Genomic DNA, 26,269 nt, shown 5'->3' with positions numbered 1-26,269 from the left:
GGAGAATGATTCCGGGAAACGACAATTCACACCTTTGCTTACACTTTGCGATTGGCTGTTGCGAATGTTCGCTGGTTTACCCATTCATTGCATTGATACTCTGGCTCTCCCAGAGGTATTGATAGGTGGAGTCAACTTCAGGTTGACCACTTAATTGCACCAGCCTGCGCAGATGCGCAGGTTTTTTTTTGCCCGCCGTTGGCCATTGTTACAGTTCGCGAAAAAAGTAATAACTGGTTGCACTTAGGCTCATTCACTTGCGTTTTATGGCTGGCGCCAGCGGCGGAAAAAACGAGACAATCAGGATCCCAGAGGTATTGATTGGTGAGTTTTTTAAGTACGCTTTTCGTACTGATTATCTTGCACCGACCTGCGCGGATGCGCAGGTTTTTTTTGTCCTGAATCCCGCTCCTCCTGGTGCATTTTCCGCCCCTTCTCATGTAACCTGCTTTGACTGATTAACCGGTCAAACGGAGTTGTTATGCTTTTGGGATTTTTTAGACTGCTTTTCAAAGGATTGTATCGGGTAAGGCTTACCGGTGACACGCAGGCGTTGTACCAGCAAAAGGTACTGATCACCCCAAACCATGTCTCTTTTATTGACGGCGTACTGCTGGCGCTTTTCCTGCCGGTGCGCCCGGTCTTCGCGGTCTATTCCTCAATCAGCGATCGCTGGTTTATGCGCGCGCTAAAGCCGATTATTGATTTTGTGCCGCTGGACCCGACCAAACCGATGTCGATAAAGCATCTGGTCCGCCTGATTGAGCAGGGGCGTCCGGTGGTGATTTTCCCGGAAGGGCGAATCTCGGTGAGCGGTTCACTGATGAAAATTTACGACGGCGCCGCCTTTGTGGCGGCGAAGTCACAGGCGACTATTGTGCCGCTGAGAATCGAAGGCGCTGAATTAACTCCCTTCAGCCGCCTGAAAGGGCTGGTCAAACGCCGTCTGTTCCCGCGCATTCAGCTGCACCTGCTGCCGCCGACGCATCTGCCAATGCCCGATGCGCCTCGCGCCCGCGAGCGGCGTAAAATTGCCGGTGAAATGCTGCATCAGATCATGATGGAAGCGCGGATGGCGGTGCGCCCGCGCGAAACGCTGTATGAGTCGCTGCTGGCGGCCCAGGACCGCTTCGGCGCGCGCAAAAACTGCGTGGAAGATATCAATTTTCAGCCGGACACCTACCGTAAGCTGCTGACCAAAACCCTCTTCGTGGCGCGCATTCTGGAAAAATACAGCGCCCAGGGCGAAAAAATCGGCCTGATGTTGCCGAACGCCGGAATCAGCGCGGCGGTGATTTTCGGCGCGATTGCCCGCGGGCGGATCCCAGCGATGATGAACTATACCGCCGGGGTCAAAGGCCTGAGCAGCGCCATTACCGCCGCGGAAATCAAAACCATCTTTACCTCACGCACCTTCCTCGATAAAGGCAAACTCTGGCACCTGCCGGAGCAGCTGACCCAGGTGCGCTGGGTGTTCCTCGAAGATTTAAAAGGCGACGTCACCGCCGGCGATAAGCTGTGGATTTTTGCTCACCTGATGATGCCGAAGCTGGCTCAGGTTAAGCAGCAGCCGGAAGACGCGGCGATGATCCTCTTTACCTCCGGCTCGGAAGGCAATCCGAAAGGGGTGGTGCATAGCCATAAAAGCCTGCTGGCCAACGTCGAACAAATTAAAACCATTGCCGACTTTACCGCGAACGACCGCTTTATGTCGGCGCTGCCGCTGTTTCACTCCTTTGGCCTGACGGTTGGCCTACTGACGCCGCTGTTTACCGGCGCGGAAGTGTTCCTCTATCCCAGCCCGCTGCATTATCGCGTGGTGCCGGAGCTGGTGTACGACCGAAACTGTACCGTGCTGTTCGGCACCTCCACCTTCCTTGCCAACTACGCCCGCTTCGCGAATCCGTATGATTTTTACCGCCTGCGCTACGTTGTCGCCGGGGCGGAGAAGCTGCAGGAGAGCACGAAGCAGATCTGGCAGGACAAGTTTGGTCTGCGCATTCTTGAAGGCTACGGCGTCACCGAATGCGCGCCGGTAGTCTCGATCAACGTGCCGATGGCGGCGAAAGTGGGCACCGTTGGCCGCATTCTGCCGGGGATGGATGCGCGTCTGCTGGCGATGCCGGGAATTGAAGAAGGGGGCCGTTTGCAGCTTAAAGGGCCAAACATTATGAACGGCTATCTGCGGGTGGAAAATCCTGGGGTACTGGAAGCGCCAGCGGCGGAAAATCAGCACGGCGAAGTTGAGGCCGGCTGGTACGACACCGGAGATATCGTCAGCTTTGACGAGCAGGGCTACGTGCGGATTCAGGGCCGCGCGAAGCGCTTTGCCAAAATCGCCGGTGAGATGGTGTCGCTGGAGATGGTCGAACAGGTGGCGCTGGCGGTTTCGCCGGACAAAATGCACGCTACGGCGATTAAACAGGATGCCAGCAAAGGCGAGGCGCTGGTGCTGTTTACTACCGATAATGAACTGAATCGTGAAAAACTGCTGCGCTATGCCCGTGAACACGGCGTACCGGAGCTGGCGGTACCGCGCGACATTCGCTGGCTCAAGCAGCTCCCGGTTCTGGGCAGCGGCAAGCCGGACTTTGTCACCCTTAAAGGCATGGTTGAACAGACGGAAGATTCGGATGAGTGAGTCAGTACACACTAACGGTTCGCTGTATTCGAAAGGGATGATGGCGGTTATCTGCGCCCAGTTTCTTTCGGCGTTTGGCGATAACGCGCTGCTGTTCGCTACCCTGGCGCTGATGAAGCAGCTGTTCTATCCGGAGTGGAGCCAGCCGGTATTACAGATGTTGTTTGTGGGCGCTTACATTCTCTTCGCGCCGTTTGTCGGACAGTTTGCCGATAGCTTTGCCAAAGGGCGGGTAATGATGGCGGCTAACGGCCTGAAGCTGGTCGGCGCGGGCTGTATCTGCTTCGGCGTGAATCCGTTTATTGGCTATACGCTGGTGGGTATCGGCGCCGCCGCCTATTCTCCGGCTAAATACGGCATTCTCGGCGAGCTGACCACCGGCGATAAGTTAGTGAAAGCGAACGGCCTGATGGAGTCATCGACCATTGCGGCGATCCTGCTCGGCTCAATGGCGGGCGGTATCCTCGCCGACTGGCACGTCGTGGCGGCGCTCAGCGTCTGCGCGGTGGTGTACGCCGGGGCGGTGGTCGCCAACCTGTGGATCCCGAAGCTGCCGGCGGCTCGCCCCGGACAGTCGTGGCGCTTCAGGCCGATGACCCACAGCTTCTTTAGCGCCTGTACGACGCTATGGCGCAACGGTGAGACGCGCTTTTCGTTAGTCGGCACCAGCCTGTTCTGGGGGGCGGGCGTGACGCTGCGCTTTCTGCTGGTGCTGTGGGTCCCGGTGGCGCTGGGCATTACCAGCAACGCCATGCCGACTTACCTTAACGCGATGGTGGCGGTGGGGATCGTACTGGGGGCCGGCGCGGCGGCGAAGCTGGTGACGCTGGAAACGGTGTCGCGCTGTATGCCTGCCGGGATATTGATTGGCGTGGCGGTTATCTTTTTCGCCATCCAGCAGGCGCTGCTGCCTGCGTTTGCTCTGCTGCTGCTGCTCGGGGCGTTCGGGGGCTTCTTTATCGTGCCGCTGAACGCGCTGCTTCAGGAGCGCGGCAAACATACGGTTGGCGCGGGCAACGCTATCGCGGTGCAAAACCTCGGTGAAAACGTGGCGATGCTGCTGATGCTGGGCCTCTATTCGCTGGCGGTGAGCATCGGCATTCCTGTCGTCGGCGTGGGGATTGGCTTTGGTACGGTGTTTGCTCTGGCGATCGCCGCCCTGTGGATTTGGGGACGGCGTAAATAATCTCCCGGAGGCGGCGCGTTGCGCCTGCCCGGGCTACAAAAGCGCACGAACGTGTAGCCCGGACAGATGCGCAGCATCGCCTCCGGGAAAGCGGCCAGCGCGGTTGCGCAATTTCGTCGCCCGGGTACGGGAAATATCCCCGGCTAAGCGCAGAGGGAGTAGCCCGGATAAGGCGTTAGCCGCAATCCGGGCGCTTTTACGGCCTTACGGCGCCGGGTAGGTATAAACCTGATGCACCGCTTCAATCTCGGCTAAAACCTCTGCGCTCAGATCCAGATGCAGGCTTTCGACATTGGTCTTAAGCTGCTCCATGGTCGTTGCGCCGAGCAGGGTGCTGGCGACAAAAGGCTGACGACGCACGAAGGCCAGCGCCATCTGCGCCGGATCAAGATTGTGCCGCCTGGCGATATCGACATAGGCCGCCACTGCTTTTTGCGTTTGCTCGCCGCTGTAGCGCGTAAAACGGCTGAACAGCGTATTGCGCGCGCCCGCCGGTTTCGCGCCGTTGAGGTATTTCCCGGTCAGCGTACCGAACGCCAGACAGGAATAGGCCAGCAGCTCAACGCCCTCATACTGGCTGACTTCCGCCAGCCCCACTTCATAGCTGCGGTTCACCAGGCTGTACGGGTTCTGAATCGTCACGATGCGCGGCAGATCGTGCTTATCCGCCAGATGGAGATAGCGCATCACGCCAAACGCCGTTTCGTTGGAGACGCCAATATAGCGAATCTTACCGGCGCGCTGGAATTCGGCCAGCGCGTCCAGCGTATCCAGCAGGGTGACGACCGGCGCGGAATCGGCCCAGGTGTAGGCCAGCTTGCCGAAACAGTTGGTCGGGCGCTGCGGCCAGTGGACCTGATAGAGGTCGAGATAATCGGTCTGCAGACGCTTCAGGCTGTCGTGCAGCGCATCGCGGATGTTTTTGCGATCCAGCTTGTGGTCAGGACGAATGCTGCTGTCGTTATTGCGGGCAGGGCCGCTGACTTTAGAGGCGACAACCAGCTTTTCGCGATTGCCGCGCTTCGCCAGCCAGTTGCCGACGTAGGTTTCCGTCAGGCCCTGGGTTTCCGGGCGCGGCGGGACGGGATACATTTCAGCGACATCAATCAGGTTAATGCCCTGACTAACCGCGTAATCGAGCTGCTCGTGCGCGTCTGCCTCGCTATTCTGCTCACCAAACGTCATTGTGCCCAGCCCCAGCGTGCTGATCTCAAGAGAACTGTGTGGGATACGGTGATACTGCATAGCCGGCTTCCTTTTTTTATCAACAAGGTCAGGCGTTCCCCGACAAAGGAATATAAAAATGGCAGAGGGGGAGAAAAAGGGGAAGTAAAAAATCAAAAAAGCCGGGTTGACGCGCTCCGGCCCGCTTAATCCTGGCGGGCAGATCCGGTATGTCCCGACTCTTTTCTTAAATCTGAAGAATAATGAAAGCTGCTCAACCCGGCGATAAAGGAGACATCGCTGCCTGTCGGCGGGTCTTAACGTTTAATAATCTGCGAAACGTCGTCACGATTGATCTGCATTTTATTACCCTGCTGATCTTCGTAGCTGATAAGGCCGGTATCGTCATCTATGGCGGGCTTACCGTCGGTCAGAATCATGCGACCATCTTTGGTTGCCATGACGTAATCGCTGCTGCAACCGGAAACCGAGAACGCCAGTCCTACGGCGGAAATCAATACTGCCCATTTTTTCATCGTTATCACCCCTATTATAGCCGCACCTCGTACCAGTATATTAATAGCCTGATTTATGAGACATAAAAAGCAGTTAAGTCTTAAAAAAGGATTGCAGCCCGTTTCAGGGCTGCATTTTAGCGGGCTACAGCGGATTTTTTTTATTGCGCAGCAGGTTGAGGCTTTCAACCGCAATCGAAAAGAACATCGCGAAGTAGATGTAGCCTTTCGGTACGTGCACGTCGAAACTTTCGAGCATCAGCGTGAAGCCGACGAGGATCAAAAACGACAGCGCCAGCATTTTCACCGACGGATGGCGGTCAACAAAATCGCCTATCGGACGGGCGGCGACCATCATCACCAGCACCGCGATGACCACTGCCGCCATCATGATAAACAGATGGTCTGACAGCCCGACGGCGGTGATCACCGAATCGAGACTGAAAATAATATCCAGCAGCATAATCTGCACGATGGCGCCCATAAAGGAATGGACGTTGGTTTTCAGCCCTTCTTCTTCACCTTCGATCGATTCGTGAATCTCTTTACTCGCCTTCCAGATCAGGAACAGCCCGCCCAGCAGGAGGATCAGATCGCGAAACGAGATCTCCTGGCCTAGCACGGTAAAGAGCGGATTGGTGAGCTTGACGACCCACGCGATTGACGCCAGCAGCGCCAAACGCATGATCATCGCACCCATTAGCCCAATGCGGCGAGCGTGAGCCCGTTGCGCCGTGGGCAGCTTAGCGACCACCAGAGAGAGGAAAATAATATTATCGATCCCGAGCACTATCTCCAGCAGCGTCAGCGTACCAAGCGCCAGCCAGGCGTTAGGATCGGTTACCCATGCAAATAACATCGTTCAAAGTCCTGCAAAATAGAAAGATGCGATTATATGCAACCGTCACGACAGAACAAAAAAATAATCATCTGCAGGCCGTTATTTAGGAGGAGAGAAGAAAATGGCGGGCCAGCAGGGCGGCGGTAAAGTTTTTCTTCAGGTAGAAACCGCGCGGTAAGGTGAGGATCGGCTCACCGCGGGCGCCTACGGCCTCGGTCAGCGCTTTGCTGTTTGCCGCTTTCGGGCGCAGCTGCAGCACTTCGCCGTGGCGGGCGGTAATGCGTTCGACCTGGCCAAGCACGATCAGATCCATCAGCTCTTCCCAGTCCATCCGCAGTTGGCGATCTTCTTCTTCGCTGGGGCTCCACAGCAGCGGAGCGCCGACGCGGCGATCGGCCAAAGGGATCGTACGCTCGCCCTCTACCGGCACCCACAGCACGCGCTTGAGCTTATGGCGCACGTGGCTGCTCTCCCAGGTCACGCCGCTGTTGCCGGTGAGCGGCGCGACGCAGACGAAGGTGGTTTCCAGCGGGCGGCCTGAAGAATCGATGGGGATCGTTTTCAGCTCGACGCCGAGGGCGGCGAAATCCTGCTCCGGCTTGCTGCCTGCGCTGGCGCCCAGCCATATCTCCAGCAGAATGCCGATCCAGCCTTTATCGCGTTTTAAATCGCGCGGAATCGGAATCCCGGCAAGCTGGGCCAGTTCACCCAGCGAATAGCCTGCCAGCTGCTGCGCCTGAGCCAGAAGCTGCTCCTGGCTTTGCGGAGGGGATAAGAGCGGCGCGATGGTCGGCATAACGTAAAACCTCTGACTAAAAAGTGAGCAGTAATTTCATCCGTTGTGGATAGAGTTTACCTTTTCTTGAGTAAGTATGACAATTTGATGATTCGTATGGCTTTTTTTTCGTTTTTTTGCCGCGGTGAAAATGGTGAAACCGGGTTTTCCAGAACTGGTCACCGACAATGAACAGGATCTTACACCCTGTTATCCACAGAAAAATGGGATAACTGGGGAAAAGCCCCACTACTGTTTCCATTTACAGCCTTGACGTGAGAGGAAAATCGAGTTTTTAGACAAAATATGCCCAGCTCGCTTGCGTAATCTGTGGATAAAACCAACATTGCTCGATCTTTCATCAGTTCCAGGATCGCTTATGTGATGATCATCACGTTATACTGTGAATTATGAAATTTAAACATGCTAACATAATGAAAATTAGGTCATTATTATTAAGGGTTATGACTACGCCGTTCGGATGATTCCGGGTTTTCCCTGGTTAATTCCATACTTCTTCACAACTCTATCCACAGAAAAAGTGAATAAAATCGTCCGGGTATGGCGTTCGCTGTTTATAACTCTGGGTATTACTGTGAGTTATTCAAATGTTATTCGAACTCATCGCTCTCACAGAGTGGTTTACCGTTTCCAGCGAGTGTGAAACAATCATTCACATTGAAGCTTATTTTGAGGTAGTCCGGTGATTGATGACGATGGCTACCGCCCAAATGTCGGTATTGTAATCTGTAATCGCCAGGGCCAGGTTATGTGGGCCAGGCGCTATGGTCAGCACTCGTGGCAGTTCCCGCAAGGGGGCATAAATCCAGGAGAATCAGCAGAGCAGGCGATGTATCGGGAATTGTTCGAAGAAGTGGGGTTAAGCCGTAAAGATGTGCGGATCCTTGCTTCAACCCGTAACTGGTTGCGTTACAAATTGCCTAAACGTTTGGTGCGTTGGGACACAAAGCCGGTATGTATCGGCCAGAAACAGAAGTGGTTTCTCCTGCAATTGATCGGCAGCGATGCGGATGTCAATATGCAAACCAGCAGTACACCTGAGTTTGATGGCTGGCGATGGGTAAGCTACTGGTACCCGGTGCGCCAGGTGGTGTCGTTTAAGCGCGACGTATACCGCAGGGTGATGAAAGAGTTCGCCAGCGTCACAATGGCGCTGGCGGAAAGCACGCCTAAGCCGCAAAGCGCGCCTGCATATCGACGTAAAAGAGGTTAAGCCACGCACATTATGCTCACTCGGTTGCGAGAAATAGTCGAGAAGGTCGCGAGTGCGCCGCGTTTAAACGAGGCGCTGGATATCCTGGTCACCGATATCTGCGCCGCGATGGAGACGGAAGTCTGTTCGGTTTATCTGGCTGACAATGACCGACGCTGTTATTACCTGATGGCGACGCGCGGGTTGAAAAAGCCCCGCGGGCGCATCGTTGCGCTCGCTTTTGACGAAGGTCTGGTGGGCCTGGTGGGCCGCCTGGCGGAACCCATTAACCTCGCCGACGCGCAAAAGCACCCCAGCTTTAAATACATTCCCGCAGTAAAAGAGGGCCGTTTTCGCGCCTTCCTCGGCGTGCCGATTATCCAGCGGCGTCAGCTGCTCGGCGTGCTGGTCGTACAGCAGCGCGAACTGCGCCAGTTTGACGAAAGCGAAGAGTCATTTCTGGTCACCCTGGCTACGCAAATCGCCGGCATTCTCTCTCAGTCCCAGCTAAACGCGCTGTTTGGTCAATATCGTCAGACCCGCATCCGCGCGCTGCCCGCTTCGTCAGGCGTGGCGATTGCCGAAGGCTGGATGGACGTCAGCCTGCCGCTGATGGAGCAGGTGTATGAAGCCTCGACGCTCGATACCGCTTCCGAGCGCGAGCGGCTGACTGGCGCGCTGGAAGAGGCGGCGAACGAATTTCGCCGCTACAGCAAGCGCTACGCTGCCGGCGCGCAAAAAGAGACGGCGGCCATCTTTGACCTCTATTCGCACCTGCTTTCCGACGCGCGTCTGCGCCGCGAACTGTTCGCCGAAGTCGATAAAGGCGCGGTGGCCGAATGGGCGGTGAAGAAGATTATCGAGAAGTTTGCCGAACAGTTTGCCGCGCTCAGCGACGGCTATCTGAAAGAGCGCGCGGGCGATCTGCGCACGCTGGGCCAGCGGCTGCTTTTCCATCTTGATGATAGTATTCAGGGGCCAAACACCTGGCCGGAGCGTATCGTACTGGTGGCGGATGAACTGTCGGCCACCACCTTAGCGGAGGTTCCTCAGGATCGTTTAGCCGGCGTGGTGGTGCGCGATGGCGCGGCCAACTCGCATGCCGCGATTATGGTGCGCGCGCTGGGGATCCCGACGGTAATGGGCGCGGATATTCAGCCTTCGCTGCTGCACGGGCATACCCTGATTGTCGACGGCTATCGCGGCGAGCTATTGGTCGACCCGGAGCCGGTGCTGCTGCAAGAGTATCAGCGCCTGATCAGCGAAGAGAACGAGCTTAGTCGCCTGGCTGAGGACGATCTTGAACGCGCTTCTGAACTGAAAAGCGGCGAGCGGGTAAAAGTGATGCTCAACGCGGGCCTCAGCCCTGAGCACGAAGAAAAGCTCGGCAATTTCGTCGACGGTATCGGCCTTTACCGTACCGAAATCCCCTTTATGCTGCAAAGCGGCTTCCCGTCTGAAGAGGAGCAGGTTGCCCAGTATCAGGGCATGCTGCAGATGTTCAACGAGAAATCGGTCACCCTGCGCACGCTGGATATCGGGGCGGATAAACAGCTGCCGTATATGCCGATCAGCGAAGAGAATCCGTGCCTTGGCTGGCGCGGAATTCGGATCACGCTCGATCAGCCGGAGATCTTTCTGGTGCAGGTCCGCGCGATGCTGCGCGCCAACGCGGCGACCGGAAACCTCAGTATCCTGCTGCCGATGGTCACCAGTCTCGATGAAGTGGATGAGGCCCGTCGCCTGATCGATCGCGCCAGCCGCGAAGTGGAAGAGATGATCGGCTACGCCATTCCCCGTCCGCGTCTCGGCGTGATGCTGGAAGTGCCGTCGATGGTGTTTATGCTGCCGCAGCTGGCGAATCGCGTCGATTTTATCTCCGTTGGCACCAACGACCTGACCCAGTACATTCTGGCGGTGGATCGCAACAATACCCGGGTCGCCAGTATGTACGACAGCCTGCATCCGGGCGTTTTGCGGGCGCTGGCGATGATTGCCCGCGACGCCGAGCGTTTTGGTATCGACCTGCGCCTGTGCGGCGAAATGGCGGGCGATCCGATGTGCGTGACGATCCTGATCGGGATGGGCTATCGCCATCTGTCGATGAACGGTCGTTCGGTGGCGAGGGTGAAATATCTGCTGCGGCGTATCGATATTAATGAGGCTCAGGAGCTTTCCCAACGTAGCCTGGACGCGCAGATGACCGCCGAAGTGCGCCATCAGGTCGCGGCTTTTATGGAGCGACGCGGACTCGGCGGCCTGATTCGCGGCGGCCGGTAGCGGAGTCTACAGTTTGCGGGTTGGGTAGCCCGGACAGGCGCAGCGCGCCGCCTCCGGGAATGCTCAGCCGCGTATTCGCATTCGTATACATATCTTTTACATGTCCGGCGCGGATCGCCCTTCGCGCTTATGCTATCATTCGCAGCCTTTGGAGCGCCCGTTTCAAACGCGCGCGAACGATCCCCGCTGTCCACTTTCGGCGGAATAACAAGTGTTTATGGTGACAGATGAATAGTGGCTACCTGCATTTTCCGGAGTTTGATCCGGTAATTTTTTCCATTGGACCGGTCTCCCTCCACTGGTACGGCCTGATGTACCTGGTCGGGTTTATTTTTGCGATGTGGCTGGCCACCCGTCGGGCCAATCGTCCGGGCAGCGGCTGGACAAAAAACGAAGTGGAAAACCTGCTGTACGCCGGCTTCCTCGGGGTTTTCCTCGGCGGGCGTCTTGGCTATGTCTTCTTCTACAACCTGCCGGTGTTCCTCGACGATCCGCTCTATCTGTTCCGCGTCTGGGACGGCGGTATGTCCTTCCACGGCGGCCTGATCGGCGTGATTCTGGTGATGATCATTTTCGCCAAACGCACCAAGCGTACCTTCTTCCAGGTTTCCGACTTCATTGCGCCGCTGATTCCGTTTGGCCTCGGCGCCGGGCGTCTGGGCAACTTTATTAACGGCGAACTGTGGGGCCGCGTCGATCCGAACTTCCACTACACCATGATTTTCCCCGGCTCTCGGGCGGAAGATCTGGCGCTGCTGCCGTCGCATCCTGAGTGGCAATCGCTGTTCGATACCTACGGCGCGCTGCCGCGTCACGCTTCGCAGCTCTATGAGCTGGCGCTGGAAGGCGTCGTGCTGTTCCTGATCCTGAACCTGTTTATCCGCAAGCCGCGTCCGGCCGGTTCGGTTTCCGGTCTGTTCCTGATTGGCTACGGTCTGTTCCGCATCATCGTGGAGTTCTTCCGCCAGCCCGATGCGCAGTTCACCGGCGGCTGGGTACAGTACATCAGCATGGGGCAGATTCTTTCGATCCCGATGGTGCTTGCGGGTATCATCATGATGGTCTGGGCGTACCGTTGTCGTCCGCAGCAACAAAATTCTTGAGGAACCATGAAACAGTATCTTGATTTGATGCAGAAAGTGCTCGACGAGGGCACGCAAAAAAATGACCGCACCGGTACCGGCACCGTCTCTATCTTCGGCCACCAGATGCGTTTTAACCTGCAGGAAGGATTCCCGTTGGTGACGACCAAGCGCTGTCATTTACGCTCCATCATCCATGAACTGCTGTGGTTCCTGCAGGGTGACACCAACGTGGCGTATCTGCACGAAAACAACGTCACCATCTGGGACGAGTGGGCGGATGAAAACGGCGATCTGGGGCCGGTCTACGGCAAGCAGTGGCGTTCCTGGCCCGCGCCGGACGGCCGTCATATCGACCAGATTAGCACGGTGATGGAACAGCTGAAAAACGACCCGGATTCGCGTCGGATTATCGTCTCGGCATGGAACGTCGGCGAGCTGAACAAAATGGCGCTGGCCCCGTGCCACGCGTTCTTCCAGTTCTACGTCGCCGACGGCAAGCTCTCCTGCCAGCTCTATCAGCGCTCGTGCGACGTGTTCCTCGGCCTGCCGTTTAATATCGCCAGCTACGCGCTGCTGGTGCATATGGTGGCGCAGCAGTGCGACCTCGAAGTGGGCGACTTTGTCTGGACCGGCGGCGACACGCACCTGTACAGCAACCACATGGAGCAGACGCACCTGCAGCTGAGCCGCGAACCGCGCGCGCTGCCGAAGCTGGTCATCAAACGCAAGCCGGCTTCGATTTTCGACTACCGTTTTGAAGACTTCGAAATCGAAGGCTACGACCCGCACCCGGGGATTAAAGCGCCAGTGGCGATTTAACCCGGAAGTGACGACGAAAACCGGCGCCTGCGAGCGCCGGTTTTTTTATGCGCCAGCCAGGCCAAACGGTGCGGTAACCCACTGCCAGACGGCGTTTTTGCGAGCAGGTTTCCTGCGTCTCTGCAACCCGTTGCAATACCATAAATACTCTCCGAAGCGCGACGCAAACCCGTATTTTACCGTTCGAATAAAGCCTCAATGCTGCGCATACTCGGGCCATGAACAGAGAACATGGCTACACCCTGATTGAAACCCTGGTCACGATGGTCGTGGTCGTCATTCTTGGCGCCAGCGGGCTGTACGGCTGGCAGAGCTGGCAACGGCAGCAGCGCCTGTGGCAAACCGCCTGTCAGGTCCGCGACTACCTGGTGCTGCTACGCGATGACGCCAACTGGCACAACCGCGATAGAGTGTTAATCATCGGCCAGGGCGCGGCGGGCTGGTGCCTGAGCGCCAGCGGGCCGATGGCCGACTGTAGCGTCAGGAACGCTTTCACGCTGCAACCGCTCTGGCCGGAGGTTTCGCTCAGCGCGATGACGCCGGGGCTGGGATTTTATGGCCTGCGTAATACCGCCTGGGCCGGACATATCCGCCTGCAAAGCGCGGCCGGCGGCTGGAACATAATCGTTTCAAATTGGGGACGAATCCGCCTCTGTCGCGGCGAGGAGACGGCATCATGCCTGTAACATGCCGCGGTTTTTCGCTACCGGAAACGCTGATCGCGATGGCTATCAGCTCCGTGCTGCTGCTCGGCAGCGCGCGTTTTCTCCCGGCGCTGCAGTGGGCTACGCTTCGCCAGACCCGCCAGCAGTCGCTGGAAAACGAGCTCTGGCAGCGAATCTACACCGTAGCGAAGCATCTGCAGCGCGCCGGCTATTGCCGTGGCTTCTGTCGCGGGCAGGCGCTATATATCGCAGGCGGCGGTGATTGCCTGCTGGTGAGTTGGGACGGCAACAGCGATGGCGTCTGGAATAGCGCGCCGCCGTCGGAAGCGGATACCACCGGGTTCCGCCTGCGCGACGGCGCGCTGGAAACCCTGCGCGGAGCTAGCGCCTGTAGCGGTAAGGGCTGGGAGAAAATGACCAACCCGGCGGCGATTCAGGTCACCGCGTTTCAGGTGACGCGCCTGGAGAGGGCGGGCTTCTCGCCGGAATTATCGATTACGCTGGCGGCGCACTCGGTCGCCGACCCGCAAATCCGCGCGCGGGCGGAATACGCCGTGACGGGATATAACCTGTGAATCGCCAGCGCGGGCTCTCTTCGCTACTGATGGTGCTGCTGCTGTTAGCGCTCGGCAGTTTATTACTCCAGGGGCTGAACCAGCAGCAGCGTTCGCTGTTAGCGCAGACGGCCAGCGAAACGCAGGCGCTTCGCGATACCGCCGGCGCGCATTCCGCGCTGCAGTGGGGGAAGGGGCTCTCCTGGCCGCTGCGGGAAGCGGTGAGCTGTCAGCAGGAGGTCGCGCTCGGCTGGCGCGCCTGCCTGCGGATCTTCAGCGACGCCTCGGTGTTGCTGATCGGCGGCAGCGGCGACATGCTGCTGTGGCAAACCGGCGCGGTTGAACAAAACCGGGTCCGCTTTTCGCCTCACGGCTGGAGCGATTTTTGTCCGTTAAAGGAGGCGAGCTTATGTCAGATGCCCTGAGGCGGCAGAGAGGGTTTAGCCTGCCGGAAACGCTGCTGGCGCTGGTGCTGCTGATCGTGACCGTGACCGCGCTGGCGGGCTATCAGCGCGGGCTGGCCAACGGCTTTATGCAGCTCAACCAGTACCGTCAGCTGTGGCGCGATGCGTGGCGATTCGCTCAGCTTAGCCCACCGGTGATTCCCGCGAATCGCCAGATATCCCGTATGCAGACATCGGTGCAAAGATGTGTCAGCATCACGGTAACGATCACCATGCCCGCAGCCAGGCGGGCGCAGATGACCCGGCTGCATTGCCCGGTCAGTCAGTAGCCAGGAGCGAATATGTTAAGGGTGTACCACTCAAACCGTCTGGATGTGCTTGAAGCGTTGATGGAGTTTATCGTCGAGCGCCAGCGGCTGGATGACCCTTTTATGCCGGAAATGGTGCTGGTGCAGAGTACCGGGATGGCGCAGTGGCTGCAGATGACGCTGGCGCAGCGCTTCGGCATCGCGGCCAACATTGAGTTCCCGCTGCCCGCCAGCTTTATCTGGGATATGTTCGTGCGGGTACTAAAAGATATTCCCGGAGAAAGCGCGTTCAGCAAGCAAAGTATGAGCTGGAAACTGATGACTCTGCTACCGCAGCGACTTGATGATGAATCCTTTACGCTACTGCGCCACTACCTGCACGACGATAGCGACAAGCGTAAGCTGTTCCAGCTGGCCGCCAGAGTCGCCGATCTCTATGACCAGTATCTGGTTTATCGCCCCGAGTGGCTGATGCGCTGGGAGGCCGACCAGCGCGTGGACGGCCTGGGCGATGCGCAGGAGTGGCAGGCGCCGCTGTGGAAAGCGCTGGTGGAATATACCGCCGAGCTGGGCCAGCCGCTGTGGCATCGCGCCAATTTGTACCAACGCTTTATCAGCGTGCTTGAAGCGGCCGAAGAGCCGCCTGCCGGGCTGCCGTCGCGAGTCTTTATCTGCGGGATTTCGGCGCTGCCGCCGGTATACCTGCAGGCGCTACAGGCGTTGGGTAAGCATGTCGACGTCTATGTCCTCTTCACCAACCCGTGTCGCTATTACTGGGGCGACATTAAAGACCCGGCATTTCTCGCGAAGCTGCTGTCCCGCCAGCGGCGCCACCACCGCGAAACGACGCGGGCGCTGCCGCTGTTTCGCGATACGGAACAGGCTCCGGGGCTGTTCAACGACGCCGGGGAGCAGGATGTGGGTAATCCGCTGCTGGCCTCCTGGGGCAAGCTGGGGCGCGACTATATTTATCTGCTGGCGGGTCTTGAGCGCTATGAAGAGCTGGACGCCTTTGTCGATATCGCGCCGGATAACCTGCTGCATAATCTGCAGGCGGATATTCTTGAGCTGCGCAATGCGGCGGTGGCCGGTCGCAGCGCCGAGGAGTTTGCCAACAGCGGCAGCAAGCGGCTGCTGGCCGCGGACGACCGCAGCCTGACGATTCATGTCTGTCACAGCCCGCAGCGCGAGGTTGAGGTGCTGCACGATCGGCTGCTGGCGATGCTGGAAGAGAATCCCGAACTCACCCCGCGCGATATTATCGTCATGGTGGCGGATATCGATAGCTACAGCCCCTATATCCAGGCGGTCTTCGGCAGCGCCAGCGGCGAGCGCTGGCTGCCGTGGGCGATATCCGACCGGCGCGCCCGCGAATCGCATCCGGCGCTGCAGGCGTTTATCACTCTCCTTTCGCTACCCGACAGCCGCTTCGCCAGCGAAGACGTGCTGGCGCTGCTCGACGTTCCGGTACTGGCCGCGCGCTTTAACATCGACGAAGAGGGGCTGCGCTACCTGCGCCAGTGGGTTAACGAATCCGGCGTACGCTGGGGAATGGATGACGACAACGTGCGTGAGCTCGACCTCCCGGCGACCGGCCAGCATACCTGGCGCTTTGGTCTGACGCGTATGCTATTGGGCTACGCCATGGACAGCAGCGAAGGGGAGTGGCGCGCGGTTCTGCCTTATGATGAGTCGAGCGGGCTTATCGCCGAGCTGGTGGGCAACCTGGCGTCGCTGCTGATGCAGCTCAATCTCTGGCGTCGCGGGCTGGCCCAGGATCGCCCATTAGCCGAGTGGCTGCCGGTATGCCGCGACCTGCTAAACGACTTCTTCCTTCCGGACAGCGAAACGGAGGCCGCGTTGGCGCTGATAGAACAGCAGTGGCAGGCGGTGATTGACGGCGGCGTCGACGCGCAGTATGGCGAAACGGTACCGCTGTCGCTACTCCGCGATGAGCTGTCCCAGAGGCTCGATCAGCAGCGTATCAGCCAGCGCTTTCTTGCCGGCCCGGTCAATATTTGTACCCTGATGCCGATGCGTTCGATTCCTTTCAAGGTGGTCTGCCTGCTGGGGATGAACGACGGCGTTTATCCGCGCACCCTGGCGCCGCTGGGCTTCGATTTAATGAGCCAGAAGCCGCAGCGCGGGGACCGTAGCCGTCGCGATGACGACCGCTATCTGTTTCTTGAAGCCCTGATGTCGGCCGAGCAGAAACTGTACATCAGCTATATCGGCCGTTCTATTCAGGATAACAGTGAACGCTATCCCTCCGTTCTGGTCCAGGAGCTGGCGGACTACATCGGCCAGAGCCACTGCCTGGAAGGGGACGAAGAGCTGGACTGCGATGCCAGCGAACGGCGGGTCAAAGAGCACATCACGCATCTGCATACACGCATGCCTTTCGATGCCGCTAATTTTCTGGCCAATGAAGATCAAAGCTATGCCCGGGAATGGCTGGCGGCCGCAAGCCAGCAGGGGGAAGCGCACGGCGCGTTCATCCAGCCGCTGCCGACGCCGGACATCGATCACTTACCTTTCGAACAGCTGCTGCGCTTCTGGCAGCACCCCGTTCGCGCCTTCTTTCAGCAGCGGCTGCGGGTGAATTTCCGCTCGGAGGAGAGCGAGATCCCCGACGATGAACCTTTTATCCTCGAAGGGCTGAGCCGCTATCAGCTGAACCAGCAGCTGCTCAACACCCTGATTGAAGAGCAGGACGCCTCGGTGATGTATCGCCGTTTCCGCGCCGCCGGCGAGCTACCCTACGGCGCTTTCGGCGAGCTGGCCTGGGAAACCCAGCGTCAGGAGATGCAAAACCTGGCCGAACGGGTAATCGCCTGCCGCCAGCCGGGGCAAAGCATGGAAATCGATCTGCAATGCAACGGAGTCAACATAACTGGCTGGCTGCAGCAGGTACAATCCGACGGTTTGCTGCGCTGGCGGCCTTCGCTATTAAGCGTGGCCCAAGGGATGCAACTTTGGCTGGAGCATCTTGTCTATTGTGCTAGCGGCGGTACCGGCGAAAGTCGGCTGTTTGTGCGTAAAGAGGGCGAGTGGCGTTTTCCTCCGCTGGCGCAGGAGCAGGCCCAGGGCTACCTCAACGATCTGGTTGACGGCTACCTGCAGGGAATGTCCAAACCGCTGCTGCTGCTGCCGGAAAGCGGCGGCGCATGGCTAAAAGTCTGTTATGACGCCGAAAAGGATGTCATGTTAATGGACGAAGAGACGCAGCAAAAAGCGCGCAGTAAATTTCTTCAGGCTTATGAAGGGAACATGGTGGTCAGCGGTGAAGGCGCCGACGTCTGGTATCAGCGCCTGTGGCGCACCCTGGAACCAGAATACTATGAAGAGATCCTGACGCAAACGCAGCGTTATTTGTTACCGGTGTTTCGTTTCCATCAGTCCGAATAACATTGTAATAGTATAAAAATTGCGCACTGGACGGCTGTTCATTTATGATGCGCAACGAATCACGGACTGATGTTTTATAAAGGCTGCCTATTGTGCAGCGCCAGGTTTGTTAATGATGAGGTCCGTGAATGCCCCGCAGTTTATGGTTCAAGGTTATTGTTTTACTGGCCGCCCTCTGGGCGCCGTTAAGTCAGGCAGACACCGGATGGCAACCGATCCAGGAAACCATCCGTAAAAGCGACAAAGATACCCGTCAATATCAGGCGATTCGCCTCGATAACGGCATGGTGGTTTTGTTGGTTTCCGATCCCCAGGCGGTAAAATCGCTGTCGGCGCTGGTCGTTCCCGTGGGATCGCTGCAGGATCCCGCCGAGCATCAGGGGCTGGCCCACTTCCTGGAGCATATGACGCTGATGGGGTCGAAAAAGTATCCCCAGCCTGACAGCCTCGCCGAGTTTCTCAAAATGCACGGCGGCAGCCACAACGCCAGCACCGCGCCGTATCGCACCGCCTTCTATCTTGAAGTGGAAAACGATGCCCTCGACGGCGCGGTCGATCGCCTGGCCGACGCCATCGCCGCGCCGCTGCTGGATAAAAAATATGCCGACCGCGAGCGTAATGCGGTCAACGCCGAGCTCACGATGGCGCGTACCCGGGACGGGATGCGGATGGCGCAGGTTAGCGCGGAAACCATCAACCCGGCGCACCCCGGCTCGCAGTTTTCCGGCGGTAACCTTGAAACGCTGAGCGACAAGCCCGGCAAACCGGTGCTTGATGCCCTGCACGCTTTCCGCGATAGCTGGTATTCCGCCAACCTGATGAAAGCGGTGATCTACAGCAACAAGCCTTTGCCGGAGCTGGCGAGCATCGCGGCGGCCACCTACGGTCGCGTACCGAACCACGATATCAGCAAACCGGAGATTACCGTTCCGGTGGTGACCGATGCGCAAAAGGGCATCATCATTCACTACGTCCCGGCGATGCCGCGCAAAGTGCTGCGCGTGGAATTCCGCATTGATAACAATAGCGACAAGTTCCGCAGCAAAACCGATGAGCTGGTGACCTACATGATCGGTAACCGCAGCCCCGGCACGCTCTCCGACTGGCTGCAAAAGCAGGGGCTGGTTGAAGGCATTCGCGCAGACTCCGACCCGGTGGTCAACGGCAACAGCGGGGTGCTGGCTATATCCGCGACCCTGACGGACAAAGGGCTGGCGCACCGCGATGAAGTTACCGCGGCCATCTTCAGCTACCTCAATCTGCTGTGCAGCCAGGGGATTGATAAACGCTATTTTGATGAACTGGCCCACGTGCTGGCGCTCGACTTCCGCTACCCGTCCATCAACCGCAATATGGATTACGTCGAATGGCTGGCGGACACCATGATCCGCGTGCCGGTCGAACATACCCTGGACGTGGTCAACATTGCCGATCGCTACGATCCGCAGGCGATAAAAGACCGCCTGGCGATGATGACGCCGCAAAACGCCCGCATCTGGTACATCAGCCCGAAAGAGCCGCATAACAAGACCGCCTACTTTGTCAATGCGCCCTATCAGGTGGATAAAATCAGCGAGCAGACCTTTGCCGACTGGCAGCAGAAGTCCAGCGCCATCGACCTCAAGCTGCCGGTGCTGAACCCCTATATTCCGGATGATTTCAGCTTAATCAAAAGCGACAAGGCTTACCCGCATCCGCAGCTGATCGTTGATGAACCGACGCTGCGGGTGATTTACGCGCCGAGCCAGTATTTCGCCAGCGAACCGAAAGCGGATATCTCGCTGGTGCTGCGCAACCCGCAGGCGATGGACAGCGCCCGCCGCCAGGTGATATTTGCGCTCAATGATTACCTGGCGGGTATCGCGCTCGACCAGCTCAGCAACCAGGCGGCGGTCGGCGGCATCAGCTTCTCTACCGGCGCGAATAACGGCCTGATGGTTAACGCCAACGGCTATACCCAGCATCTGCCGGAGCTGTTTAACGCCCTGCTCGACGGCTACTTCAGCTATACGCCAACCGAAGAACAGCTGGAGCAGGCCAAATCCTGGTACGCCCAGATGATGGATTCGGCGGATAAAGGCAAAGCCTACGATCAGGCGATCATGCCGATTCAGATGGTTTCGCAGGTGCCGTACTTCCAGCGTGAAGAGCGGCGGGCGCTGCTGCCGTCGATCGCCCTGAAAGAGGTGCTGGAGTACCGCGCTAATCTCAAAGCGAAAGGGCGACCGGAGCTGATGGTCATCGGTAATCTCACCGCCGATCAATCCACCGCCATGGCGCGGCAGATCCAAAAACAGCTGGGCGCCGACGGCAACGAGTGGTGCCGCAACAAAGATGTGCTGGTCGACCGCAAACAGCTGGCGATTTTTGAAAAAGCGGGCAACAGCACCGATTCCGCGCTGGCCGCCGTCTTCGCGCCGCCGAACGTTGACGAATACGCCAGCTCCGCCGCCAGCTCGCTTCTCGGGCAAATCGTCCAGCCGTGGTTCTATAACCAGCTGCGTACGGAAGAACAGCTGGGCTACGCGGTCTTCGCCTTCTCGATGAACGTTGGCCGCCAGTGGGGGATGGGCTTCCTGCTGCAAAGCAACGATAAGCAGCCGGCTTACCTCTGGCAGCGTTTCCAGGCCTTCTTCCCCACGGCGGAAGCCAAACTGCGGGCGATGAAGCTGGAAGAGTTTGCGCAGATTCAGCAGGCGGTGATTGGCCAGATGCTGGAGGCGCCGCAGACTCTCGGCGATGAAGCATCGAAGCTGAGCAAAGATTTCGATCGCGGTAATATGCGCTTCGATTCACGTGATAAAGTAGTGGCTCAGATTAAACTGCTGACGCCGCAAAAGCTTGCCGACTTCTTCCATCAGACGGTGGTGGATCCGCAGGGCATGGCAATTCTCTCCCAGGTTTCCGGTAGCCAGAATGGCAAGGCGGAGTACGCGCATCCGCAGGATGGCAAAGTCTGGGAGAACGTCAGCGCATTGCAGAAATCCTTACCCCTGATGCGAGAGAATGAATGACCGACACCGCTGAGCCTCTTGACCCCCTGCGCTTGCCCCTGACCGGCGAGCGTCTGATAGAAGCCTCTGCGGGCACCGGAAAAACCTTTACCATCGCCGCGCTCTATCTACGGCTGCTGCTGGGGCTGGGCGGTGAATCCGCTTTTCCCCGGCAGGTCAGCGTGGAAGAGCTGCTGGTGGTGACCTTTACCGAAGCGGCGACCGAAGAGCTGCGCGGGCGTATTCGCAGTAACATCCATGAGCTGCGTATCGCCTGCCTGCGCGACAGCGCCGACAACCCGCTTTACGCCGGGCTGCTGGCGGAAATTGCCGATAAAACCCAGGCCGCGCAAACGCTGCTGCTGGCCGAACGCCAGATGGACGAAGCTGCGGTGTTTACCATTCACGGCTTCTGCCAGCGAATGCTGAGCCTCAATGCCTTTGAGTCCGGCATGCTGTTCGAACAGCAGCTGATTGAAGACGAATCCCGCCTGCGCTATCAGGCCTGCGCCGACTTCTGGCGTCGCCACTGCTACCCGCTGCCGCGCGAAATCGCGGCGGTTATCCACGAAGCGTGGAAAGGACCGCGCGACCTGCTGAAATCCATCGACCGCTGGCTGCAGGGGGAAGCGCCGCAGCTTAAATCTCCACCGTCGGCTGATGAAACGCTGGCCGAACGCCATCAGCAAATTATCGAGCGTATCAACGTGCTGAAGCAGCAGTGGCTGGCGCAGGCGGGCGAGGTTGAGGCAGTGCTGGAAAACTCGGGCCTCGACCGGCGCAAATTCAATCGCGGCAATCAGGGGAAATGGCTGGAGAAAGTGACCGCCTGGGCCGAGGAAGAGACCCTGAGCTACCAGCTTCCGGATGCGCTGGAAAAGTTCTCCCAGGCCTTCTTGCTTGAGCGTACCAAAGCCGACGGCGCGCCGCCGGTACACCCGCTGTTCAGCGCGGTAGAAGCGCTGCTGGCGTCACCGTTAACCTTGACCGATCTGGTGATCGCCAGGGCGATGGTTGAAATCCGCGAAGCGGTCGCGCGGGAGAAGCGCCGCCGCGGCGAGCTGGGCTTTGACGATATGCTCAGCCGCCTGGATGACGCTCTGCGCGGGGAGAGCGGCGAAGCGCTGGCCAGCGCGATTCGCCAGCGCTTTCCGGTGGCGATGATCGACGAATTTCAGGATACCGACCCGCAGCAGTACCGCATCTTTCGCCGCATCTGGCGGCGTCAGGCGGACACCGCGCTGCTGCTGATTGGCGACCCCAAACAGGCTATCTATGCCTTCCGCGGCGCGGATATTTTCACCTATATGAAGGCGCGCGGGGACGTCACCGCCCATTATACGCTCGACACCAACTGGCGATCCGCGCCGGGGATGGTTGACAGCGTCAATCGCCTGTTTAGTCTCAGCGATAACCCCTTTATGTTCCGCGAAATCCCGTTTATGCCGGTGAAGTCGGCCGATAAAAACCAGGGGCTGCGCTTTACCGTCGATGATGCTGCGATACCGGCGATGAATATCTGGCTGATGTCGGGCGAGGCCGTGGGCGCGGGGGATTACCAGACGTTTATGGCTCAGCTCTGCGCGGCGCAAATCCGCGACTGGCTCAGCGCCGGCCAGCAGGGCAAGGCGCTGCTGTGGCGCGGTGAAAAAGCCGAGCCGGTGCGGGCTTCAGACATCACGGTGCTGGTGCGTAATCGCCAGGAAGCGTCTTTAATCCGCGATGCCCTCCAACTGCTGTCGATTCCTTCCGTGTACCTCTCCAATCGCGATAGCGTGTTTGAAACGCCGGAGGCGCAGGAGCTGCTGTGGCTGCTACAGGCGGTGCTGGCTCCTGAGCGCGAAAATACGCTGCGCAGCGCGCTGGCGACGTCGATGTTTGGTCTTAACGCGCTGGATATCGAAAATCTCAATCACGACGAACGGGCGTGGGATGAGCTGGTTGAGGAGTTTAGCCGATACCGGCAACTCTGGCGGCAGCGGGGCGTCATGCCGATGCTGCGCGCGCTGATGAGCGCGCGGCGCATCGCTGAAAATCTGCTGGCGACCAACGGCGGCGAGCGACGCCTGACCGATATTCTGCATATCAGCGAGCTCCTGCAGGAGGCGGCGAACCAGCTGGAGAGCGAACATGCGCTGGTGCGCTGGCTGGCGCAGCATATCGCCGAACCGGACAGCAACGCCTCCAGCCAGCAGATGCGGCTGGAAAGCGACAAGCATCTGGTGCAGATCGTCACCATCCATAAATCGAAAGGGCTGGAGTATCCGCTGGTCTGGCTGCCGTTTATCGCGCGGTTCCGTAAGCAGGATCAGGCGTTTTATCACGACAGAAGCTCCTTTGCCGCCGTTCTTGACCTGGGCCAGGATGAGGGCAGCATGGCGCTGGCGGAGGCCGAGCGTCTGGCCGAAGACCTACGTCTGCTTTACGTCGCGCTGACCCGCGCGGTCTGGCACTGTAGCCTTGGCGTGGCGCCGCTCAGCACCCGACGCAGCGACAAACCCGGCGCCAGCGATTTTCATCACAGCGCGCTGGGCCGCCTGCTGCAGGATGGGGAAGCGATGGATGCCGCGGGGCTGATGGCGCGCCTGCAGGCGTTCTGCAGCGGGGACATTGCACTGCAGCTGCCGGATATGGCGGCGCAGACGCCGTGGCAGGCTCCGCAGGCGGCGCTGCCGCCGCTTTCAGCCCGTATGCTCGAGCGGTCGGTGACCGATGACTGGCGGGTCACCAGTTACTCCGGCCTGCAGCAGAATGGACACAGCGCGGCGCAGGATCTTCTGCCGCGACTGGACGTCGATGCCGCCGGCGTCGGTGAGGTCGTGGAGGAGCCGCAGCTTACGCCGCACCAGTTCCCGCGCGGCGCGTCGCCGGGGACGTTTCTGCACAGTTTGTTCGAAGATCTCGATTTTACCCAGCCGGTTCCCGCCGACTGGATGGCGGAAAAACTCCAGTTGAGCGGCTTCGAGGAAAAGTGGACGCCGGTGTTGACCGCATGGCTCGACGGCGTGCTGCGAACCCCTCTGCCTGGCGCGGAGATCGCCCTCAATCAGCTTAGCGCGCGTGATAAACAGGTGGAGATGGCGTTTTATCTGCCCATCGAACAGCCGCTGGATCCCCTGCGTCTGGATGCGCTGATTCGGCAGTACGATCCGCTCTCCGTCGATACCCCCACGCTCGATTTTCGCCAGGTGCGCGGTATGCTGAAAGGCTTTATCGACCTGGTGTTTCGCCACAACGGCCGCTACTACCTGCTGGATTACAAATCCAACTGGCTTGGGGAAAACCGCGAGGCCTATACCCAGGAAGCGATGAGGCAGGCAATGCGTTCGCATCGTTACGATTTGCAGTATCAGCTCTATAGCCTGGCGCTGCACCGCTATTTACGCCACCGTATTGCCGATTATGATTACGAACGCCATTTCGGCGGCGTTATTTATCTCTTTTTGCGCGGCATGGACGGGCAGGACGGCGGGCAGGGGATCTTCACCACCCGACCGGCGCTGCCGCTGATTAACGGCCTCGATGCGCTGTTTGCCGGGGAAACCCAGGAGGTTGTGCTATGACCATGGATGAACTGTTGCTGCAGGCGGTTGAGCAGCGCCTGCTGCGCCCGCTGGACGTTCAGTTTGCGCTCATGGTGGCGCAGGAGGCGCACCCGGCGGTGAAGCTGACCGCCGCCATTCTCAGCCGCGATGCCGGAGAGGGGCACGTCTGCCTGCCGATTTCACGTCTTGCCGACGATGAGCTCCTGAGCGCAAAGACAACGGCTCTGAGCGAGCAAATCCTTGAACTAACCGGCGCTGCGGAGAGCTGGTTGCCGCTGCTGCTCGATTCGGAAGCGGTGAGCCGCGGTGAGCGGCCGACGCCGATGATCCTCTGCGGCGAACGGCTCTATCTCAACCGCATGTGGCGCAACGAATTAACCGTCGCGCGCTTCTTTAACGAAGCCAATCAGGTGCTGGAGGTAGATGAAGCCCGGCTGGCCTCGACGCTCGACGCGCTGTTTCCGCCAGGGGATGAAATCGACTGGCAAAAGGTCGCTGCCGCGGTTGCCCTGACCCGACGGATTTCGGTGATCTCCGGCGGCCCCGGGACCGGTAAAACCACCACCGTCGCCAAACTGCTGGCGGCGCTGATTCAAACCAACGCCAGCCCGCGCTGCCGTATTCGTCTGGCGGCGCCGACCGGTAAAGCCGCCGCGCGCCTGACCGAATCCCTCGGCGCGGCGCTGCGCCGCCTCCCTCTTACCGACGAACAAAAGGCGCTGGTGCCGACCGAAGCCAGTACCCTCCATCGCCTGTTGGGCGCGCAGCCGGGGAGCCAGCGGATGCGCTATCATGCCGGGAACCCGCTGCATCTTGACGTGCTGGTGGTGGATGAAGCTTCAATGATCGACCTGCCGATGATGTCGCGTCTGATCGACGCGCTGCCTGAACACGGGCGGGTGATTTTCCTTGGCGACCGCGATCAGCTGGCTTCGGTAGAGGCCGGCGCGGTGCTGGGAGATATTTGCGCGTGGGTTAATGCAGGGTTCACCCCGGCGCGGGCGGCGCAGCTTGGCCGCTTGACCGGTCAGCCGGTGCCGGCAGGCGAAAGCGAGATTGCCGGCGCCCTGCGCGACAGCCTGTGCCTGCTGCAAAAAAGCTACCGTTTTGGCCGCCACTCCGGTATCGGCCATCTGGCCTGGGCGGTGAACAGCGGTGAACGCCGCGCGGTCAGGGAGACGCTGCGTCAGTCGTTCGACGATATCGTCCTGCATCCGCTGAGCTCCACCGAGGAGTATGAAGCGATGCTCGTTCAGGCGCAGGCGGGCTACGGCCGTTTTCTGCAGCTGCTGCGTGAACGGGCCGAGCCCGCAGAGCTGATTGCCGCCTTTAGCGAGTTTCAGCTACTGTGCGCGCTGCGCGATGGCCCTTATGGCGTCAGCGGCGTGAACGAACAGCTGGAGCAGATGCTGAACCGCAAGCGGGCGATTGCTCTGCCGCGCCATTCGCGCTGGTATGAAGGCCGTCCGGTGATGATTTCCCGCAACGACAGCGCGCTGGGGCTGTTTAACGGCGATATCGGTATCGCGCTGGAAAGAGACGATGGCCTGCGCGTTTGGTTCCCGATGCCCGATGGCAGCATCAAGTCGGTACAGCCAAGCCGTCTGCCGGAGCACGATACCGCCTGGGCGATGACGGTGCATAAATCGCAGGGGTCGGAGTTCGATCACGCGGCGCTGATTCTGCCATTGCGCAGCGTGCCGCTGGTGACCCGCGAGCTGGTTTATACCGCTATTACGCGTGCCAAACGGCAGCTGTCGATCTATGCCGATGAGCAGGTGCTGACCCAGGCAGTTGTCGCACGTACCGAACGGCGCAGCGGCCTGGCGGATATCTTTTCCGCCCGGTGATGTTATCCCCGGTCAGCCGTGCG

General features: G+C 59.1%; 18 protein-coding genes and 1 pseudogene. 14 read left to right on the top strand and 5 right to left on the bottom strand.

Features of this window, described 5'->3' with window-relative positions; all coding sequences use genetic code 11:
* Positions 1-481: 481 nt before the first annotated feature.
* Both aas and lplT read left to right on the top strand, forming a co-directional pair.
* The gene (aas, locus tag CMQ96_RS19670) at positions 482-2,641 is read left to right on the top strand and encodes a bifunctional acyl-ACP--phospholipid O-acyltransferase/long-chain-fatty-acid--ACP ligase (RefSeq protein WP_024358552.1); all 2,160 of its coding nucleotides are present in this window, start codon (positions 482-484) and stop codon (positions 2,639-2,641) included.
* Complete coding sequence (lplT, locus tag CMQ96_RS19665) at positions 2,634-3,827, top strand: lysophospholipid transporter LplT (protein WP_024358551.1); 1,194 nt, start codon at positions 2,634-2,636, stop codon at positions 3,825-3,827. Before aas ends, lplT begins: the two co-directional genes overlap by 8 nt.
* Before the next feature lie 204 nt (positions 3,828-4,031).
* Here lplT and CMQ96_RS19660 read toward each other — a convergent pair whose 3' ends face one another.
* The 5 genes and pseudogenes from CMQ96_RS19660 to CMQ96_RS29040 form a co-directional block, all read right to left on the bottom strand.
* Positions 4,032-5,072 carry an NADP(H)-dependent aldo-keto reductase gene (locus tag CMQ96_RS19660; RefSeq protein ID WP_098067201.1) on the bottom strand — a complete coding sequence of 347 codons (1,041 nt, stop codon included), beginning with the start codon at positions 5,070-5,072 and terminating at the stop codon, positions 4,032-4,034.
* A gap of 236 nt (positions 5,073-5,308) precedes the next feature.
* Positions 5,309-5,527, bottom strand: coding sequence for a YgdI/YgdR family lipoprotein (locus CMQ96_RS19655; RefSeq protein WP_004105255.1), 219 nt, complete (start codon positions 5,525-5,527; stop codon positions 5,309-5,311).
* Between the two features lie 124 nt (positions 5,528-5,651).
* Entirely contained in the window at positions 5,652-6,365 is a 714-nt protein-coding gene (locus tag CMQ96_RS19650) for a TerC family protein (protein ID WP_004132983.1), read from the bottom strand.
* Positions 6,366-6,450: 85 nt separating this feature from the next.
* Positions 6,451-7,143, bottom strand: coding sequence for a DNA mismatch repair endonuclease MutH (mutH, locus tag CMQ96_RS19645; protein ID WP_004124598.1), 693 nt, complete (start codon positions 7,141-7,143; stop codon positions 6,451-6,453).
* A gap of 88 nt (positions 7,144-7,231) precedes the next feature.
* Positions 7,232-7,372, bottom strand: a pseudogene (locus CMQ96_RS29040) (hypothetical protein); the annotation flags it as partial.
* A 453-nt stretch (positions 7,373-7,825) separates the two neighbouring features.
* On the opposite strand from CMQ96_RS29040, the gene rppH reads away from it, so the two are divergent.
* From rppH to recD, 12 genes are all read left to right on the top strand, one after another.
* Positions 7,826-8,356, top strand: a complete 531-nt coding sequence (rppH, locus tag CMQ96_RS19630; RefSeq protein WP_004124593.1) for an RNA pyrophosphohydrolase — start codon at positions 7,826-7,828, stop codon at positions 8,354-8,356.
* A gap of 12 nt (positions 8,357-8,368) precedes the next feature.
* On the top strand, positions 8,369-10,615 hold the full coding sequence (gene ptsP / locus CMQ96_RS19625; RefSeq protein WP_024358549.1) for a phosphoenolpyruvate--protein phosphotransferase: 2,247 nt from the start codon (positions 8,369-8,371) through the stop codon (positions 10,613-10,615).
* Between the two features lie 227 nt (positions 10,616-10,842).
* Entirely contained in the window at positions 10,843-11,718 is an 876-nt protein-coding gene (gene lgt, locus CMQ96_RS19620) for a prolipoprotein diacylglyceryl transferase (protein ID WP_004124587.1), read from the top strand.
* 6 nt (positions 11,719-11,724) lie between these two features.
* A complete protein-coding gene (gene thyA, locus CMQ96_RS19615; protein WP_004124584.1) occupies positions 11,725-12,519 on the top strand; it encodes a thymidylate synthase in 795 nt (264 codons plus the stop codon).
* 218 nt (positions 12,520-12,737) lie between these two features.
* Complete coding sequence (locus CMQ96_RS19610; RefSeq protein WP_098067198.1) at positions 12,738-13,205, top strand: prepilin peptidase-dependent protein; 468 nt, start codon at positions 12,738-12,740, stop codon at positions 13,203-13,205.
* Entirely contained in the window at positions 13,196-13,759 is a 564-nt protein-coding gene (locus CMQ96_RS19605) for a prepilin peptidase-dependent protein (protein WP_004132688.1), read from the top strand. The genes CMQ96_RS19610 and CMQ96_RS19605 overlap by 10 nt, the downstream gene beginning before the upstream one ends.
* Entirely contained in the window at positions 13,756-14,163 is a 408-nt protein-coding gene (locus tag CMQ96_RS19600) for a DUF2509 family protein (protein WP_049099729.1), read from the top strand. Before CMQ96_RS19605 ends, CMQ96_RS19600 begins: the two co-directional genes overlap by 4 nt.
* The gene (locus CMQ96_RS19595; RefSeq protein ID WP_004132691.1) at positions 14,148-14,471 is read left to right on the top strand and encodes a prepilin-type N-terminal cleavage/methylation domain-containing protein; all 324 of its coding nucleotides are present in this window, start codon (positions 14,148-14,150) and stop codon (positions 14,469-14,471) included. The genes CMQ96_RS19600 and CMQ96_RS19595 overlap by 16 nt, the downstream gene beginning before the upstream one ends.
* A 12-nt stretch (positions 14,472-14,483) precedes the next feature.
* Positions 14,484-17,858 carry an exodeoxyribonuclease V subunit gamma gene (gene recC / locus CMQ96_RS19590; protein WP_098067197.1) on the top strand — a complete coding sequence of 1,125 codons (3,375 nt, stop codon included), beginning with the start codon at positions 14,484-14,486 and terminating at the stop codon, positions 17,856-17,858.
* A 128-nt stretch (positions 17,859-17,986) separates the two neighbouring features.
* Positions 17,987-20,872: a pitrilysin gene (gene ptrA / locus CMQ96_RS19585; RefSeq protein ID WP_098067196.1), complete on the top strand. Its 2,886-nt coding sequence runs from the start codon at positions 17,987-17,989 to the stop codon at positions 20,870-20,872.
* A complete protein-coding gene (recB, locus tag CMQ96_RS19580; RefSeq protein WP_098067195.1) occupies positions 20,869-24,414 on the top strand; it encodes an exodeoxyribonuclease V subunit beta in 3,546 nt (1,181 codons plus the stop codon). The genes ptrA and recB overlap by 4 nt, the downstream gene beginning before the upstream one ends.
* On the top strand, positions 24,411-26,246 hold the full coding sequence (recD, locus tag CMQ96_RS19575; RefSeq protein WP_098067194.1) for an exodeoxyribonuclease V subunit alpha: 1,836 nt from the start codon (positions 24,411-24,413) through the stop codon (positions 26,244-26,246). The genes recB and recD overlap by 4 nt, the downstream gene beginning before the upstream one ends.
* Positions 26,247-26,269: the final 23 nt, after the last annotated feature.

Source organism: Klebsiella sp. MBT K-1 (genome assembly GCF_002556465.1).
GTDB classification, from domain to species: domain Bacteria; phylum Pseudomonadota; class Gammaproteobacteria; order Enterobacterales; family Enterobacteriaceae; genus Klebsiella; species Klebsiella grimontii.
The sequence above is the reverse complement of the archived record's forward strand: the minus strand, read 5'-3'. Positions and strand labels throughout refer to the sequence as shown.

Bases quoted from the DNA above. Each gene is read 5' to 3' on its own strand.
- aas (WP_024358552.1), top strand. From the start codon at position 482: ATGCTTTTGGGATTTTTTAGACTGCTTTTCAAAGGATTGTATCGGGTA.
- lplT (WP_024358551.1), top strand. From the start codon at position 2,634: ATGAGTGAGTCAGTACACACTAACGGTTCGCTGTATTCGAAAGGGATG.
- CMQ96_RS19660 (WP_098067201.1), bottom strand. From the start codon at position 5,072: ATGCAGTATCACCGTATCCCACACAGTTCTCTTGAGATCAGCACGCTG.
- CMQ96_RS19655 (WP_004105255.1), bottom strand. From the start codon at position 5,527: ATGAAAAAATGGGCAGTATTGATTTCCGCCGTAGGACTGGCGTTCTCG.
- CMQ96_RS19650 (WP_004132983.1), bottom strand. From the start codon at position 6,365: ATGTTATTTGCATGGGTAACCGATCCTAACGCCTGGCTGGCGCTTGGT.
- mutH (WP_004124598.1), bottom strand. From the start codon at position 7,143: ATGCCGACCATCGCGCCGCTCTTATCCCCTCCGCAAAGCCAGGAGCAG.
- ptsP (WP_024358549.1), top strand. From the start codon at position 8,369: ATGCTCACTCGGTTGCGAGAAATAGTCGAGAAGGTCGCGAGTGCGCCG.
- lgt (WP_004124587.1), top strand. From the start codon at position 10,843: ATGAATAGTGGCTACCTGCATTTTCCGGAGTTTGATCCGGTAATTTTT.
- thyA (WP_004124584.1), top strand. From the start codon at position 11,725: ATGAAACAGTATCTTGATTTGATGCAGAAAGTGCTCGACGAGGGCACG.
- CMQ96_RS19610 (WP_098067198.1), top strand. From the start codon at position 12,738: ATGAACAGAGAACATGGCTACACCCTGATTGAAACCCTGGTCACGATG.
- CMQ96_RS19605 (WP_004132688.1), top strand. From the start codon at position 13,196: ATGCCTGTAACATGCCGCGGTTTTTCGCTACCGGAAACGCTGATCGCG.
- CMQ96_RS19595 (WP_004132691.1), top strand. From the start codon at position 14,148: ATGTCAGATGCCCTGAGGCGGCAGAGAGGGTTTAGCCTGCCGGAAACG.
- recC (WP_098067197.1), top strand. From the start codon at position 14,484: ATGTTAAGGGTGTACCACTCAAACCGTCTGGATGTGCTTGAAGCGTTG.
- ptrA (WP_098067196.1), top strand. From the start codon at position 17,987: ATGCCCCGCAGTTTATGGTTCAAGGTTATTGTTTTACTGGCCGCCCTC.
- recB (WP_098067195.1), top strand. From the start codon at position 20,869: ATGACCGACACCGCTGAGCCTCTTGACCCCCTGCGCTTGCCCCTGACC.
- recD (WP_098067194.1), top strand. From the start codon at position 24,411: ATGACCATGGATGAACTGTTGCTGCAGGCGGTTGAGCAGCGCCTGCTG.